The organism is Caulobacter sp. ErkDOM-E (assembly GCF_048541895.1).
GTDB lineage: Bacteria > Pseudomonadota > Alphaproteobacteria > Caulobacterales > Caulobacteraceae > Caulobacter.
Genome location: NZ_CP183331.1, coordinates 1,827,506 through 1,841,645, shown reverse-complemented (window position 1 = coordinate 1,841,645; position 14,140 = coordinate 1,827,506). Strand labels below are relative to the sequence as shown.

General features: G+C 67.6%; 14 protein-coding genes. 6 read left to right on the top strand and 8 right to left on the bottom strand.

Annotated elements, in window-relative coordinates:
- Nucleotides 1–67 precede the first annotated feature (67 nt).
- The gene (locus ACN2C7_RS09040) at nucleotides 68–826 is read right to left on the bottom strand and encodes a hypothetical protein (protein ID WP_419321185.1); all 759 of its coding nucleotides are present in this window, start codon (nucleotides 824–826) and stop codon (nucleotides 68–70) included.
- A 29-nt stretch (nucleotides 827–855) separates the two neighbouring features.
- Complete coding sequence (locus tag ACN2C7_RS09035; RefSeq protein WP_419321184.1) at nucleotides 856–1,632, bottom strand: class II aldolase/adducin family protein; 777 nt, start codon at nucleotides 1,630–1,632, stop codon at nucleotides 856–858.
- A gap of 167 nt (nucleotides 1,633–1,799) precedes the next feature.
- Here ACN2C7_RS09035 and ACN2C7_RS09030 point away from each other — a divergent pair, with 167 nt between their 5' ends.
- From ACN2C7_RS09030 to ACN2C7_RS09010, 5 genes are all read left to right on the top strand, one after another.
- Nucleotides 1,800–2,474 carry a DUF969 domain-containing protein gene (locus tag ACN2C7_RS09030; RefSeq protein WP_419321182.1) on the top strand — a complete coding sequence of 225 codons (675 nt, stop codon included), beginning with the start codon at nucleotides 1,800–1,802 and terminating at the stop codon, nucleotides 2,472–2,474.
- The gene (locus tag ACN2C7_RS09025; RefSeq protein ID WP_419321181.1) at nucleotides 2,471–3,427 is read left to right on the top strand and encodes a DUF979 domain-containing protein; all 957 of its coding nucleotides are present in this window, start codon (nucleotides 2,471–2,473) and stop codon (nucleotides 3,425–3,427) included. Before ACN2C7_RS09030 ends, ACN2C7_RS09025 begins: the two co-directional genes overlap by 4 nt.
- On the top strand, nucleotides 3,405–4,445 hold the full coding sequence (locus tag ACN2C7_RS09020) for a DUF2891 domain-containing protein (protein WP_419321180.1): 1,041 nt from the start codon (nucleotides 3,405–3,407) through the stop codon (nucleotides 4,443–4,445). Before ACN2C7_RS09025 ends, ACN2C7_RS09020 begins: the two co-directional genes overlap by 23 nt.
- A gap of 151 nt (nucleotides 4,446–4,596) precedes the next feature.
- Nucleotides 4,597–4,812 (top strand): hypothetical protein, encoded by a 216-nt coding sequence (locus ACN2C7_RS09015; protein WP_419321178.1) that lies wholly within the window; start codon nucleotides 4,597–4,599, stop codon nucleotides 4,810–4,812.
- Between the two features lie 269 nt (nucleotides 4,813–5,081).
- The gene (locus ACN2C7_RS09010; protein ID WP_419321177.1) at nucleotides 5,082–7,124 is read left to right on the top strand and encodes an ATP-binding protein; all 2,043 of its coding nucleotides are present in this window, start codon (nucleotides 5,082–5,084) and stop codon (nucleotides 7,122–7,124) included.
- Nucleotides 7,125–7,138: 14 nt separating this feature from the next.
- On the opposite strand, the gene smpB is transcribed toward ACN2C7_RS09010, so the two are convergent.
- Nucleotides 7,139–7,597 (bottom strand): SsrA-binding protein SmpB, encoded by a 459-nt coding sequence (smpB, locus tag ACN2C7_RS09005; RefSeq protein WP_419321176.1) that lies wholly within the window; start codon nucleotides 7,595–7,597, stop codon nucleotides 7,139–7,141.
- Nucleotides 7,597–8,481 (bottom strand): 4-hydroxy-tetrahydrodipicolinate synthase, encoded by an 885-nt coding sequence (dapA, locus tag ACN2C7_RS09000; protein ID WP_419321174.1) that lies wholly within the window; start codon nucleotides 8,479–8,481, stop codon nucleotides 7,597–7,599. The genes smpB and dapA overlap by 1 nt, the downstream gene beginning before the upstream one ends.
- Before the next feature lie 268 nt (nucleotides 8,482–8,749).
- On the opposite strand from dapA, the gene ACN2C7_RS08995 reads away from it, so the two are divergent.
- Nucleotides 8,750–10,831 carry a transglycosylase SLT domain-containing protein gene (locus ACN2C7_RS08995; protein WP_419321173.1) on the top strand — a complete coding sequence of 694 codons (2,082 nt, stop codon included), beginning with the start codon at nucleotides 8,750–8,752 and terminating at the stop codon, nucleotides 10,829–10,831.
- A gap of 2 nt (nucleotides 10,832–10,833) precedes the next feature.
- Here ACN2C7_RS08995 and ACN2C7_RS08990 read toward each other — a convergent pair whose 3' ends face one another.
- From ACN2C7_RS08990 to ACN2C7_RS08975, 4 genes are read right to left on the bottom strand one after another with little or no spacing between them, the layout of a single operon-like run.
- Nucleotides 10,834–11,589: an ABC transporter ATP-binding protein gene (locus ACN2C7_RS08990; RefSeq protein ID WP_419321171.1), complete on the bottom strand. Its 756-nt coding sequence runs from the start codon at nucleotides 11,587–11,589 to the stop codon at nucleotides 10,834–10,836.
- Nucleotides 11,586–12,632, bottom strand: a complete 1,047-nt coding sequence (locus tag ACN2C7_RS08985) for a FecCD family ABC transporter permease (protein WP_419321444.1) — start codon at nucleotides 12,630–12,632, stop codon at nucleotides 11,586–11,588. Before ACN2C7_RS08985 ends, ACN2C7_RS08990 begins: the two co-directional genes overlap by 4 nt.
- Nucleotides 12,569–13,381: an ABC transporter substrate-binding protein gene (locus ACN2C7_RS08980; RefSeq protein WP_419321169.1), complete on the bottom strand. Its 813-nt coding sequence runs from the start codon at nucleotides 13,379–13,381 to the stop codon at nucleotides 12,569–12,571. The genes ACN2C7_RS08985 and ACN2C7_RS08980 overlap by 64 nt, the downstream gene beginning before the upstream one ends.
- A gap of 3 nt (nucleotides 13,382–13,384) precedes the next feature.
- Complete coding sequence (locus tag ACN2C7_RS08975; RefSeq protein WP_419321168.1) at nucleotides 13,385–14,020, bottom strand: TetR/AcrR family transcriptional regulator; 636 nt, start codon at nucleotides 14,018–14,020, stop codon at nucleotides 13,385–13,387.
- Nucleotides 14,021–14,140: the final 120 nt, after the last annotated feature.

Here is a 14,140-nt window from a genome sequence, read left to right as displayed (position 1 = left end):
ATATGCCGTCCCCCTAAACCCACGTCCAGTGACAGCAGGATGACGGACCATTTCAGTCCTGCAACACTCAGAATCCGCGCCAGATCCCCAGCACAACGCCACGATCCCGTGCAATCTCTCGACCCGCGAGGGTTTGCCGCCAGCCAGCCTGCACGCTCCAGGCGCCAAAGCCGCGAACAACCGAAAGTTCGGCCTTTACCCAGCTGGATTTCCGGGGCTTGGCGTCCGCCTTACCGGCATAGGTCTGGGCCATCACCAGCCAGTTGCGCGTTGGCCGAAAGCCCAGGGTCGCGTCCATCCGGGTCTCGTCGGCCAGGCCTGATCGCCGCAAACGGGCCAGTTGCAGATCCGAAAAAATTTCGCCCCGCGGGGTCGTCACCGATCGCCCCAGAAGCAGTCGCGCCTCGAGATCGAGCTCGCCCTGCCCCGGCGCCGCGTAGCCGGCGTTGCGGCCGACGCCCGCCTCGGCCGCGCCAAGATAGATCGCCGCGACCGTCCGGGGGCGCCTCAGCACCGCATAGCGCAGCCCCATCTCGACAGGGCCGCGACCTTCGTAGCTGACGAACGGATCACGCCCTCTGGTCAGCCCGGCCTTGGCCTGCAAGGTCAGGCGATCGGTCACGCCATGCTCGATGAACACCGAGGCCGCCTCGTCCTCGCGCCGCCCCAGATCGCGCACCGCGCCATCGGCGTCGAAGACCTGGTCGGCCGATTGCCGTTCGACCTTGGCGATCACCTGGGTCTGACCTTTCGACATCGGCCATGCCCCGGCCATGGCTTCGCCGCCTGTCAGGCAAAGAAAAGCCGCCGTGATCGCCAGGATCACGGCGGCTGAGCTTCGTCGATAACGGATTGTCAGTCGGCGTAGCCGGGCGACTCCCGATCCAGCTTGCGCAGGCAACCCGGCCAGGCCAGGCCCGCGATCATGCCGAGCCCGCCGCCGGTCTGGCTGCGCACCTCGGCCTGAGCGTGCTCCGGCGCCATCAGGACGTTGTCGCGTCCGGCCGAGAGGGCCATCACCTGCTGACTGCACGCGCGCTCCAGGAAGAACATCCCCATCCAGCACTCGGCCGCGGTCGAACCTGCCGACAAGGTGCCGTGGTTCCGAAGCATCATCAGCTTCTTGTCGCCGAGATCGGCCACCAGCCGCTCCCGCTCGTCAAGATTGAGCGCAATACCTTCATAGTCGTGATAGGCGAGCTGAGGCAAGACGATAAGCGCCTGTTGCGCCAGCGGCAGCAGACCTTCCTTGTGGGTCGAGACCGCGACGCCCTGATCGGTATGCAGGTGCATGACGTAGTGGGCGTCTTCGCGGGCCGCGTGGACGGCCGAGTGGATGGTGAAGCCCGCCGGATTGATGAAGTACGAGGTCTTGTCGATGACGTTGCCGTCCAGATCGACCTTGACCAGCGCCGAGGCGGTCATCTCGCCGAAGAACACGCCATAGGGGTTGATCAGGAAGTGATGCTCCGGCCCCGGAATGCGGGCCGAGATGTGCGTAAAGATCATGTCGTCCCAGCCGTGCACAGCGACAAGCCGATACAGAGCGGCCAGATCAACGCGCGCCTGCCACTCGGCGTCGCTGACCTTGCCCCTGAGGGACGTGCTGATGGACGTGGCTCCGTCGGCCATGGAAGGCCTCCCTAGGTTATCATTGTTGAGTTGAAGGTCGCGCCGGGGGCTTCCGGCGTCAAGTACGCGTCTTCACGGAAGCCAGGACTTGCCAGCTGTCTCCGCACGCCCGACGGTCTGGGTGAAGACGGTCTGCGGGGAATCGTCGGGCGGGAGACCTTTCAAACATGCTGACCCTTCTGGGCGTGGCGGTGATCGTCGTGGGCTTCGCCCTGCGCTTCAACCCGCTGCTGGTGGTCGTCGCCGCCGCTCTGACCGCCGGACTGGCCTCGGGTCTCGGCCCGCTCGAGGTGCTGGCCGCCTTCGGCAAGGCCTTCAACACCAACCGCTATGTCAGCATCGCCTGGCTGGTCCTGCCGGCCATCGGCGTGCTGGAGCGGTCTGGCCTGCAGGAGCGCGCCCGCATGACGATCCAGGGCCTAAAGGGGGCCAGCGCCGGCAAGCTTCTGCTGACCTATCTGGCCCTGCGCCAGATCACCGCCGCCCTGGGCCTGACCCATGTCGCCGGCCATGCCCAGACCGTCCGCCCCCTGGTCGCGCCAATGGCGGAAGCCGCCGCCGAAAATGCTGGTCCTGTCGACGAGCCGTCTCGCGAGCGCATCAAGGCCATGAGCGCCGCCACCGACAATATCGGACTGTTCTTTGGCGAGGACATCTTCATGGCCATAGGATCGATCCTGCTGATCGTCGGCTTCCTGGATCAGAGCGGCATCACGGTCGAGCCGCTGCACCTGTCGGTCTGGGCCATTCCCACGGCCATCGCCGCCTTCCTGGTGCATGGCGCGCGGCTGTTGCTGTTTGACCGCAAGCTCGGGGCGACCAGGACAGGAGCTGACGCATGATCGGCCTGCCGCTGGTCTATCTGGTCGCCGGCGCCATGTTCGCCGCCTTCGCCCTGCTGAGCGCCGGCGACAGGACAAACGCCAGGCGCTGGGGCAATGCCGCGTTCTGGGCCCTGGTCTCGGTCAGCTTTCTGCTGGGCGATTATCTGGGCGACCTGGGCAACGGGTTCCTGGTGCTGGGGCTGGCGCTGCTGGCGGGAACGGGTCAACTGGGCGTCGGCGCGCCGACCACCACGACGCCGGAAGAGCGCCAGGCCCTGGCCGAAAAGCTGGGCGCCCGACTTTTCCTGCCGGCGCTTGTCATCCCACTGATCACCCTGATCGGCACGTTCGCCTTCAAGGCCATGACCCTGAACGGCGCGCCGCTGGTCGAGGCCAAGCACGCAACCCTGATTTCGCTGGCCCTGGCCGCGATCGTGGCCGCCATCCTGGCCCAGGCCCTCTTCAAGCAGCCGCCCGCCTCGCCCCTGCAGGAAGGTCGCCGCCTGATGGATCTGGTGGGCTGGGCGGCGCTGCTGCCGCAGATGCTGGCGGCGCTGGGCGCGGTGTTCGCCCTGGCCGGCGTGGGCCAGACCATCGGCGAACTGGCCGTGGCCTGGACGCCGGTCGACTGCCGCTTCGCCGTCGTCGCCGCCTATTGCCTTGGCATGGCTGGCTTCACCATCCTGATGGGCAACGCCTTTGCGGCGTTCCCGGTCATGACCGCCGGCATCGCCCTGCCCCTGGTGATCGGCCGGTTCGGCGGTGACCCGGCCGTGGTCTGCGCCATCGGCATGCTGTCGGGCTTCTGTGGCACCCTACTGACGCCGCTGGCCGCCAACTTCAACCTTGTGCCGGCGGCCCTGTTGCAATTGAAGGACCGGTACGGCGTGATCCGCGCCCAGGCGCCGACCGCCGTCCTTATGCTGGTCATCAACATGGTCCTGATGAATGTCCTCGCCTTCAGGGTCTAGCGCCCCCAGTCCGGCCCGCCCAAGCCTTGCCCAATCCACGGCGTCGCGGTTTGCGAAGATCGCCCTGGGCCACATCGCGCGCGAATATCCCAACAAGCTGGACCATGTGCTGGCCGGCGACGCCGACGCCCGCACGCCCCGCGACCTGCACCCGATCTTCTTTGGCAGTTTCGACTGGCACTCCTGCGTCCACGGCTACTGGCTCTTGGCCACCCTGCTGCGCGCGCGCCCCGAAATGGCCGAGGCCGAGACGATCATCGCCCTGTTCGACGACGCCTTCACCGAGGAGAAGGTGGCCGCCGAGATCGCCTATCTGGCCCGACCCGAAAGCCGAGGCTTCGAGCGGCCCTATGGCTGGGCCTGGAGTCTGATGCTGCAGGCCGAACTGATGCGGCACGGTGATCGTCCCTGGGCCGCCCGCCATGCGCCGCTGGCCAGGATGTTCGTGGAGCGGTTCCAGGCCTTCCTGCCGCTGGCCGACTATCCGGTCCGCGCGGGCGTTCACACCAACACGGCCTTCGCCCTGGTCCTGGCCTCGGAATATGCCGACATGACGGGCAACACCGTCTTCCGCCAGCTCCTGACGACCAAGGCGACAATCTGGTACGGCCAGGACGCCGCCTGTCAGGCCTGGGAGCCCTCGGGCGATGATTTTCTCTCCCCGGCCCTGATCGAGGCCGAGGCCATGCGCCGGCTGCTGCCGCGCGAAACCTTCGAGATCTGGTTCGTGCGCTTCCTGCCAGACCTGGCCGCCAGGCAGCCCGTGACCCTGTTCACGCCGGCCCGGGTCAGCGATCGCACCGACGGCAAGATCGCCCATCTCGATGGCCTGAACCTGTCGCGCGCCTGGTGCTGGCGCACCCTGGCCGGGGCCTTGCCGGAGCTCGATCCAGCCAAGCCGCTGGTCATCAACGCCGCCATGGCCCACCTGGCGGCCGCCGTACCGCACGTGGCCGGTGACTATATGGGCGAGCACTGGCTGGCGACCTTCGCAATGCTGGCCCTGACCAACGGCTGAACAGTCTCTCCGGAACCCCAATCCGGCAGCGGTTCGCGCGAATTTACAGTGTTTGACTTTTGTCGCTGGGCGACTGGCGTTAACGCTACCATGCAAATCTTGGACAAGCTCAGGGATTGGCGCCCCATTTACAGTAAGATCGAGTGCCTCCATGCGGTGCGATACCATCAGCGAAGACGCCAAAGCCTACCAACGGATCGAAGTGATCGAGGCGTCCACCGGCTGGGTGGTCTCGAAAGAAGGCCGCACCATGGGCCGGTTTGAAGACGTTGAAGCCGCCTACAAGAACGCCCTGGCGATCTGCGACGCGCTGTTCGACGCGGGCGTGCGCGCTTGCGTCAGGCAGTCTGCATCCCTGCACGCCTGAGGCCGCCAGGCAGCCGCCGCACCGCACGTCGCCGGCGACCAAATGGGCGAGCACGGGCTGGCGACCTTCGCGATGCTGGCCCTGACCACCGGATAGGTCGCGCCCTCCAAACCCCTGCGACGCCGGTGATCCGGGCCGAGACCAGGGCTCTGTTAACGCCCTCATTTTGAGGCCTTCGAACTGGTCTGGACTCGGCAAAGCTGACTATCTTTCCGCACGCATGCGCCAAAGCGCTGTGTGGTCGGCCGTTCGCGGCCGAAAGGATGGCCATGAAGCGTACCTCTTCCAGACCTCTTCAGGTTTGGCCGCTGACAGTGCTGGCGATGACGGCGATCGTCCTGCTGGCCGTCAGCCTCGTGCTGGGAGCCCGTCAGGTCGACCTGCGGGTTCGCCGCCATGAGGAATTCCTCGTTCGCCAAGGCATCCAGGCTGAGGCTCAGCAGACCTTGAATGCGCTGATCGCGCAGACGGTCTGGGATGATGCGGTTCTGAATCTGGACAACAGGCTCAACGCCACCTGGGCCAACGACCAAATCGCGACCTACCTCCAGCAGAGCATCGGCCCATGGAACTTTATCTTGGTAGACAGCGATGACAAGGCGGTATGGGGCAGTGGCCACACAGCGCCCCTGTCTGCGGACGACCTTGCCGAGCTCCGACATCGGGCCGAGCCGATCATTGCCGAGATCCGTCAACAGGAGGCGGCGCGCAGGGCGGCTCCAGGCGGCGCGGTGATGGCGGACAACAGGCCCCAGAAGGCCATCGTCACATCTCAGGTCGAGATGCGCGATGGTCGGCCCTACTTGTGGATCGCAAGCTTGGTGCAGCCTGATTTTGGCAAGGCCAAGCCCGCCAAGGCCAAGGCCGCCATCGTGATCGGCGGCGACTTCCTCACGCGGCCCCGAATGGACTTGCTGGCGCAGCGCTACAAGCTCCAGCAGTTTCGGTTCGAACCGGGGGGCGGGAAGGTCGGACCCGACGAGGCCAGCACGACCTTCGCCTCGTACCCGGGCGCCACACCCGTCGCCCTTGTATGGCGCCCAGAACGGCCTGGCGCCGATCTTCTGAAGCAGTCGCTCTGGATGATCAGCGGCGTTGTGGTCGTCCTGGCTGCCCTCGCCGCTCTGATGTCCTACAGCACCAGGCGCGCAGCCCGCAGCCTCCTCGAAAATCACCATGCGCAGGCCGAATTCCTGGCCAATATGAGCCACGAACTCCGGACGCCCTTGAACGGCGTGAACGCCCTGTCCGAAGCCCTGGCCAAGACGGCGCTGACGGCGAGCCAGCGCGAGATGGCCGACACGATCCACAAGTCCGGGCAGATGCTGAGCCGATTGTTGGCGGATATTCTCGACCTGGCCCGCATCGACGCAAAAGGTCTGTCACTGGAGCCAGAGCCTTTCCTGTTGAGCGGGGCGGTCAAGTCGATCGCCGACATCATGGCCCCGCGAGCGCGGGAAAAGGGCCTTGAGCTTCAGTTGGACCTCGATCCTGCAGCGGAGGTCTGGGTCATGGGCGACGCTGTTCGCTTGGCTCAGGTTCTGACCAACCTGTTGTCAAACGCGATCAAGTTCACCGAGCAAGGCCACATCCGGCTGTCGGTGCGCGCCGCCTCCGACGACCCGGCCGGCGGCTGGCGCTTTACCGTTCAGGACACGGGCGTGGGTTTCGAACCCTCACAGCAAGACGCCATCTTCAAGCGCTTCCAGCAGGCCGACGGCAGCGTCACGCGCCGCTTCGGGGGGACGGGGCTTGGCTTGGCCATATCCCGTGAACTTGCGGAGATGATGGGGGGGCGGCTGACCGCCGAAGGGCAACCGGGCAACGGCGCGGTTTTCAGGCTCGACATGCCGCTTCCCGAAACGGATGCGCGGCCTTCTCAGATCGTCGCGCACGATGTGACGCCCGACGCCGACATCGCCGAGGCGCACACGGCCACCCGCGTCCTGGTCAGTGAGGACCATCCGATCAATCGCCTGGTGATCGAGACCCTGCTGAGCGAGTTGGGCATGACCGTGCTGTCCACCGAAAACGGGCTTGAAGCGTGCGAGGCCTTTGAGTCCCAGGAGTTCGACCTGATCCTGATGGACATGCAGATGCCCGTGATGGACGGGCTGACGGCGGTCCGCAGGATACGGCGCTACGAAATCGACCGTGGTCGTTCGCCGACGCCGATCATCATGATCACCGCCAACGCCCTCCCCGAACACAGGGCGGCTGGGATGGACGCGGGGGCGGACATATTCATCACCAAGCCTCTGAGCGCCAACACCTTCTTTGGCGCCGTCAGCGCCCTGAGGACGCCGGCCTAGACCCGTCCTCGGGCTCAGTCCCCGCGGTCGCCCTTCATCAGCCGCGCCTTGTCGCGCTGCCAGTCGCGGGCGGCCTCGGTCTCGCGCTTGTCGTGGGTCTTCTTGCCCTTGGCCAGGCCGATCTCCAGCTTGGCCAGGCCCTTTTCGTTCCAGTAGAGCTTGAGCGGGATCAGGGTGCGGCCATCGCGCTGGACGGCGCCGATCAGCTTCTCGACCTGCTTCTTGTGCAGCAGCAGCGTGCGGTGCCGGCGCGGCTCGTGATTGAAGCGGTTGGCGTGGCCATAGGGCGGGATGTCAGCGTTGATCAGCTTGATCGTCCGCCCTTCCACCGAGGCGTAGGCTTCGGCGATATTGGCCCGGCCCACCCGCAACGACTTGACCTCGGTGCCGGTCAGCATGATGCCGGCCTCGAAGGTCTCTTCGATGAAGTAGTCGTACCGGGCGCGCCGGTTCTCCGCGATGGGCTTGGTCATCAGACCAGACCCGCCTCGCGCATGGCCTCCAGGATCGCCGGCTTCACGGCCTCATTGCACGGCGCGATCGGCAGGCGAACGTCGGGCTCGCACAGGCCCAGATGGGCGATGGCGAACTTGGTCGGCGCGGGCGAGGAATCCAGGAACAGCGCCTTGTGCAGCTTGATCAGGCGATCCTGACCATAGAGCGCGGTCTCCCATTCGCCCTTCAGGCAGGCGTTGATGAAGGCCGAGCAAGCCTCGGGCGCGACATTGCAGGTCACCGAGATCACCCCATGGCCGCCATGGGCCATGTAGCCCAGGGCCGTGGGATCATCGCCCGACAGCATCACCCAGTCGGGGCCGCACAGGATGCGCTGCATGCTGGCGCGGACCAGATCGCCGGTGGCGTCCTTGACGCCGATGATGTTGGGCAGCTTGGACAGCCGCGCCAGGGTCTCGTTGGAGATGTCGACGCTGGCCCGGCTGGGGACATTGTAAACCAGCACCGGCAACTGGACGGCATTGTTGATCGCCTCGTAGTGGCGATACAGGCCTTCCTGGCTGGGGCGGTTGTAATAGGGCGTCACCACCAAAGCCGCGTCGGCGCCCACCGCCTTGGCGTGCTGGGCCAGTTCGATGGCCTCGTCGGTCGAATTGGAGCCCGCGCCGGCGATCACCGGAACCCGGCCCTTGACGGTCTGCACGCACAGCTCGACCACCCGCTTGTGCTCGTCGTGGCTCAGGGTCGAGGTTTCGCCGGTGGTGCCGACGGGCACGACACCGTGCACGCCGCCCGCGATCTGGCGCTCGACGAGGGCCACGAAGGCCGCTTCGTCCACGGCGCCGTCTCGGAAGGGCGTAATCAGGGCGGGAATAACGCCCTTGAACGGAGAATGGACCATAACTTGCAATTTGCCGTGAGAAGGGCGCCGCGAAGGTTGCGGCCAGACGATGGGAGCGGACAATATGTCGCCGCCCCGCCGTCCCGCAACCGGTGCGTCGGAGCAGGCAGCGGTTTGATGGGCCAAGCCCCAAGGGTCAAGCCCTTGAGGCCTCAGAAAAACCGTTCCTTAGGTGTCTTCGGGCCTGATGGATCGCATAAGCGGCTGTCGACTCGATTCGACGGTGCGTGAAGGAGAACGGGTTTTGGCTTCAGTGTTGCGTCGGATCATGTTCGGAAGCGCCGGTCTGGTGCTGCTCGGCAGCGTCGCGGGCGCCCAGACGTCCGGTCCGGTCCCCTACCAGCCGTCATCGACGCCGGCCCTGATCACCACCCCGCCGACCGCCATTCCCGGAACGGTGTCCGACGTCGAGGCCGAGAACCTGCGCATGGCGCTGGCCGGCGCCCGGAGCGGCGACGTTTCTCGCGCCCGTATGGCGATGAGCAGCCTGCAGGACCCGATTGCCCGCAAGATCGCCCTGTGGGCCCTGGTCGACAGCTCGGCCGAGGCGATGAGCTTCTTCGAACTCGATTCCGCCCGCCGCGACCTGGCCGGCTGGCCCCGCGCGGGTCGCCGCGAGACCGCCGCCGAAAAGCAGCTGTCGGTCTCCGGCCTCAGCCCCGCCCAGATCATCGCCTGGTTCGGCGGCGGCCAGCCCGCCACCGCCGAGGGCGCCATGGCCCTGGCCTCGGCCTACCAGGCCAGCGGCCGCCAGCAGGACGCCATTGACCTTATCCGCCGCACCTGGCGCGACAGGGTGTTCGAAGCCGACGCCCAGCGCAGCATGGCCGCCCGCTTCGGGACGATGCTGACCGCCGACGACTATGCCCGCCGCGCCGATATCCTGCTGTATGGCCAGCAAGGCCCGGCGGCGCGCGAGCTGGTCGACCTGCTGCCCGCAGATCAGCAGGCCTCAGCCCGCGTCCGTATCGCCTTCCGCCAGAACGCCGCCAGCGCTACCTCGATGTTCGAGACCCTGGGTCCCGACGATCAGGCCTCTCCTGGCGTGGTGTTCGAGCGCGCCGCCTATATGCGTCGTCGCGGCCTGGACAGCTTCGCCCTGCAGCTGGTTCGCAATTTCCCCTCGCCGCCGCCGACCGACGAAGCCGCCACCGCGATCTGGAAGGAACGCCGGGCGCTGGTCGTCTCGGCCCTGAAAACCGGCGACAGCGGGGGCGCCTATGCCGCCGCCGCCAATACCGGCTTGAGCGTCGGCGCTGACGCCGCAGAGGCGGAGTTCTATGCGGGCTGGATCGCCCTGGCCCGCCTCAGGCAACCCGACGCGGCCGCCCGCCACTTCGCCGCCATCGCCGCCATTGGCGCCTCGCCGATCACCAAGGGCCGGGCGCTGTACTGGCAGGGTCGCGCGGCAGAGGCCCAGAACGACCCCATCGCCGCCCAGGCCTTCTATTCCGAGGGCGCACGCCACATCACCACCTTCTACGGCCAGCTGTCGGCCGAGAAGGCGGGCCTGACCGAGCTCAAGCTCGAGCGCGACCCGGTCGTCACCCAGGCCGACCGCGCCCGCTTCCACGGCCGCGAACTGGTGCGCGCCGCGCGGATGCTGGCCGATATCGGAGCCAAGGATCAGTTCCGCTCGCTGGTGCTATTCATCGACGACAACCTGCCCAATGCCGAGGAATCAGCCCTGCTGGTCGACTTCGCACGCGGCTATGGCGACCAGGACCTGGGTATGCGCGCCGTGCGCACGGCGGCCCAGCGCGGCTTCATCCTGCCCGAGCGGGGCTATCCCCTTCTGGACCACCACTTCACGCCGGGTCCGGGCGCGGCCGAGACCGCCTTCGTTTATTCGATCTCTCGCCAGGAGAGCAATTTCGACCCCAACGCCCGCTCGGGTGTCGGCGCGCGCGGCATGATGCAGCTGATGCCGCCGACTGCCGCCATCGTGGCCCGCCAGTTGGGTGAGCGCCATTCGGTCGACCGCCTGTCGGACCCCACTTACAACATGCGCCTGGGCTCGACCTATCTGGGCGACATGGTCGAAAACTTCAGCGGCTCCTACATCATGGCCGCCGCCGCCTATAACGCCGGTCCGGGCCGCCCAGCCGCATGGGTCAGCCAGTGCGGCGACCCGCGCGGCGCCACGACGGACCCGCTCGACTTCATCGAGTGCATCCCGTTCTCGGAAACCCGCAACTATGTGATGCGGACCCTGGAAACGACCATGGTCTATCGCGCGCGCCTCAACGGTGGGACCACGCCCCTGACCCTGTCGCGGGAACTCAAGCGCGGTGGCTATGTCTATGCGCCGGCGGTGGCCCAGGCCTACGCGCCCTCGACCCAGCCCTGACCCTATAGCCGGCGGGCGGCCAGCACAGGTCCCGCCGGCGTTTCCACCAGCGCGCCATCCAGCCTGAACACCCGCGCCAGGATCTCGGGCGCAAGGGCTATGCCGGGCGCGCCCTCCGACACGACACGTCCGCCATCGATCACCACCAGGCGGTCGCAGCAGCGCGCGGCAAGGCTTAGGTCGTGCAGTGTCACCACCACGCCTGCGCCGGCGGCGGCCTCGGCGCGCAGCAGGTCCAGAGTCAGCAGTTGAGCGTCGGGGTCCAGGCCCGCGATGGGCTCGTCGGCCACCAGCAGCGGCGCGCGCGTGGTCAGCAGCCGCGCCAGCAAGACCCTGGCCCGCTCGCCGCCCGACATGTCCAGCACGCCGCGCGTCGCCAGATCGGCGGCGCCGACCCGCGCCAGTCGCTCGCGCGCGACGTCCAGGGCCTGAGCGTCCGGCAGATCTACCGCGCCCAGGCTGGCCACCCGCTCGGCGGGCAGATTCCAGGCCAGCCGGCGATCCTGTGGCAGATAGCCCACGCGCGCGGCGCGGGCCTCGGCGCTCAGGGCCTCGAGACGCTGGTCGCCCAGCCAGACCTCGCCTTCCTGTCTGGGCAACAGGCCAAGGCCCGCCCGCAACAGGCTGGTCTTGCCGGCGCCGTTGGGGCCGACCACGCCGACGACTTCGCCGGGGCTGACGACCAGACTGGCGGCGTCCAAGACCCGCTTGCCGCCCTGAAACGCGCTGACGCCGCTGAGGGCCCAGGCCGCCGTCATGCCCGCCAGCTCCGCGACGCCCGCCAGGCCAGCAGGGCAAAGGCCGGCGCGCCGAACAGGGCCGTGACCACGCCCAGCTTCAGTTCCTGATCGGTCGGCGCCACGCGCGCCGCCAGATCAGCCAGAACCAGCAGCAGAGCGCCGGCCAGGGCCGACGGCCACAGGATCTGACGCGGATCGTCCTTCACCAGCGCCCGCACCATGTGCGGCGCGGCCAGGCCGACAAAGCCGATGACCCCGGCTCCGGCCACGGCGGCGCCGGTCAGCAGCGCCGCGCCGGCCACGGCATAGACCCGCAGGCGCGACATGGGCAGGCCCGACATCGCGGCCGCCTCCTCGCCCAGGGTCAGCATGCGCAGGCCCTGCCCCGCCTTCAGACACAGGGCGGCGCCGATCGCCATGGGGACCAGAGCCCTCAGGCTGTCGGTCCAGTCGCGGTTCTCAACCGACCCCATCAGCCAGGCCAGCACCTCGGCGATGGCGACCGGCGACGGCGCCAGATTGAACACCAGGGCGGTAAGGGCCCCGCCAAAGGCCGATATGGCCACGCCCAGCAGGATCAGCGCCTCGGGTTCGCGCAGACGCGCCGCGATGGCCACCACCGCCCCGCCGGCGACCAGCGCGCCCAGCAAGGCGGCCAGTTCGATGGCGCCCGGGACCGCCGCCAGTCCGCCGGCAATGGCCAAAGAGGCGCCCAGCCCCGACACCGCCGAGACACCCAGCACGCCGGGGTCAGCCAGAGGATTGCGGAGCAACCCCTGCATGGTCGCGCCCGCCAGGCCCAGAGCCGCACCCACCAGCGCCGCCATGGCGACGCGCGGGGCCCGGATGGTCCACAGCACCTCGCCGGGCGGCGAGCCTGGATGCGCGATAGCTTGAGCATATTGGCCGAGCGCCAGAGGCGTTTCGCCCAACAGCACGGCGGCGATGGCGGCAAGCACCAGCAGGCAGACCATGCCAAGGCAGAGGCGAAGCAGGCTCATCGCGCAGTCCGTGCCTGAGCCAGCTGCGCCACACCATCGGCCGCGAACCAGGCGGGACAGCCCACCACCGCGCCAGACAGAGAGGCGATCGTGCGATTTTCCGTCGCCCGCCTGAGCGCCGCGTGACGCCCGGCGCCCCAGCGGTCGGAGCCCGCGCGGGTCAGGTCGAAAAAGCCCAGAACCACCGCGCGCGGCGGCGTCATCACCAGACTCTCCAGCGGCACGGGGCTGAAGAAGGGTCCCGCACTGGCGTTCGACAGGCCCGAGGCCTTCAGCATGGCGTCGATCAGGGTGCCGCTCCCCGCCGTATAGCCGCCCGGCGTCAGATAGAGGGCGCTTTGCCCCTGCCAGGCGCCGGCCGAGGCCTTGAGCTGGCCGTCCATGCGCGCGATCAGCGCCTCGCCGGCCGCCTTGCGGTCCAGAGCGACGGCGACGCGCCGGACATTGGCGCGGACGCCGTCGAAGTCGGCGGCGTCATCGATCATGACCGTAAGGACGCCGCGTCGCTCCAGCACCGAGACCAGCCGGGCGTCGCCACCCCAATGGCGGACCACGACCTGCGGCCGCGCGGCGACAAGGCTCTCGACCGTGGCGCGGCGCTGCGGCAGCCCGACCGAAGCCTTGCGCATATAGGAATCCGGCGCGCCGGCGCGATGCGACAGGCCGACGATCGCCTCCCGAGGAGCCAGGGCCAGAACATATTGATCGGCGCAGGAATCCAGCGACATCACCCGTGGGCTCGCGGCGACGGCTGACGGCGCGAAAGCCATCGCCACCGCGACAGCGCCAAGCACACGGACGGTCGACACGGATCAGTCCGTGACCAGGCCGTTCAGCAGCCCATCCAGCATGACGCCCATCAAGTGCTCGGACGAAGACCATGTACGGTTCGGCTTGGTGATCAGCAGCGACACCAGCCCATGGCAACCCGCCCACAGCACTTCGGCGGCGCTCTGCGCCGTGCCCGACCGCAAGCGACCGGCGGCGGCGATCTCGCGGAAGGGCTCGCTGAACTTCTCGAAACAGCGATCCCCCAGCTCCAGGGTGCCGGCCTGCTTCTCCACCGAAATGCTCGCCCCGGAGCCACAGAACACCAGCTCATAGGTGTTGGGGTTCTCCAGCGCGAAACGCATATAGGCCTCCAGCATCAGCCGGACCCGTGACACGGGGTCGATGGCGCGACCGCCGATGTCGGTATTGAGGTTCAGGAGCCGCTCGATCGCGCCGTCGCTGATCTCCAGCAGGATCTGATCCTTGTCGCGAAAGTGCATGTAGAGCGCGGTGGACGACACCCCGACCGCATCCGCGATCTTGCGGATGGTCGCGCCGGCATAGCCCTCGGCGATGAAAATCTTCTCGGCGGCGGCAAGGATTTCGCCGCGACGCAAGTGCCCGTCGCCTTTCGGCTTTCGGGCGGACTTGTGCGGCTTCTTCAAAACAAGCGTCACGGCCGGCATGTCCCCTGCGTTTCCCCAACTTCCGATACTAAACGGGAATCACCCAGCCGTCGCAAGGCGGCACGGCATCAAACCTGAAACGCGTGTTTTTCTGTTTGACACTCATTGGTT

Bases quoted from the DNA above. Each gene is read 5' to 3' on its own strand.
- ACN2C7_RS09025 (WP_419321181.1), top strand. From the start codon at position 2,471: ATGATCGGCCTGCCGCTGGTCTATCTGGTCGCCGGCGCCATGTTCGCC.
- ACN2C7_RS08990 (WP_419321171.1), bottom strand. From the start codon at position 11,589: ATGACGGCGGCCTGGGCCCTCAGCGGCGTCAGCGCGTTTCAGGGCGGC.
- ACN2C7_RS09015 (WP_419321178.1), top strand. From the start codon at position 4,597: ATGCGGTGCGATACCATCAGCGAAGACGCCAAAGCCTACCAACGGATC.
- dapA (WP_419321174.1), bottom strand. From the start codon at position 8,481: ATGGTCCATTCTCCGTTCAAGGGCGTTATTCCCGCCCTGATTACGCCC.
- ACN2C7_RS08995 (WP_419321173.1), top strand. From the start codon at position 8,750: ATGTTCGGAAGCGCCGGTCTGGTGCTGCTCGGCAGCGTCGCGGGCGCC.
- ACN2C7_RS09030 (WP_419321182.1), top strand. From the start codon at position 1,800: ATGCTGACCCTTCTGGGCGTGGCGGTGATCGTCGTGGGCTTCGCCCTG.
- ACN2C7_RS09035 (WP_419321184.1), bottom strand. From the start codon at position 1,632: ATGGCCGACGGAGCCACGTCCATCAGCACGTCCCTCAGGGGCAAGGTC.
- ACN2C7_RS09010 (WP_419321177.1), top strand. From the start codon at position 5,082: ATGAAGCGTACCTCTTCCAGACCTCTTCAGGTTTGGCCGCTGACAGTG.
- ACN2C7_RS09020 (WP_419321180.1), top strand. From the start codon at position 3,405: ATGTCCTCGCCTTCAGGGTCTAGCGCCCCCAGTCCGGCCCGCCCAAGC.
- smpB (WP_419321176.1), bottom strand. From the start codon at position 7,597: ATGACCAAGCCCATCGCGGAGAACCGGCGCGCCCGGTACGACTACTTC.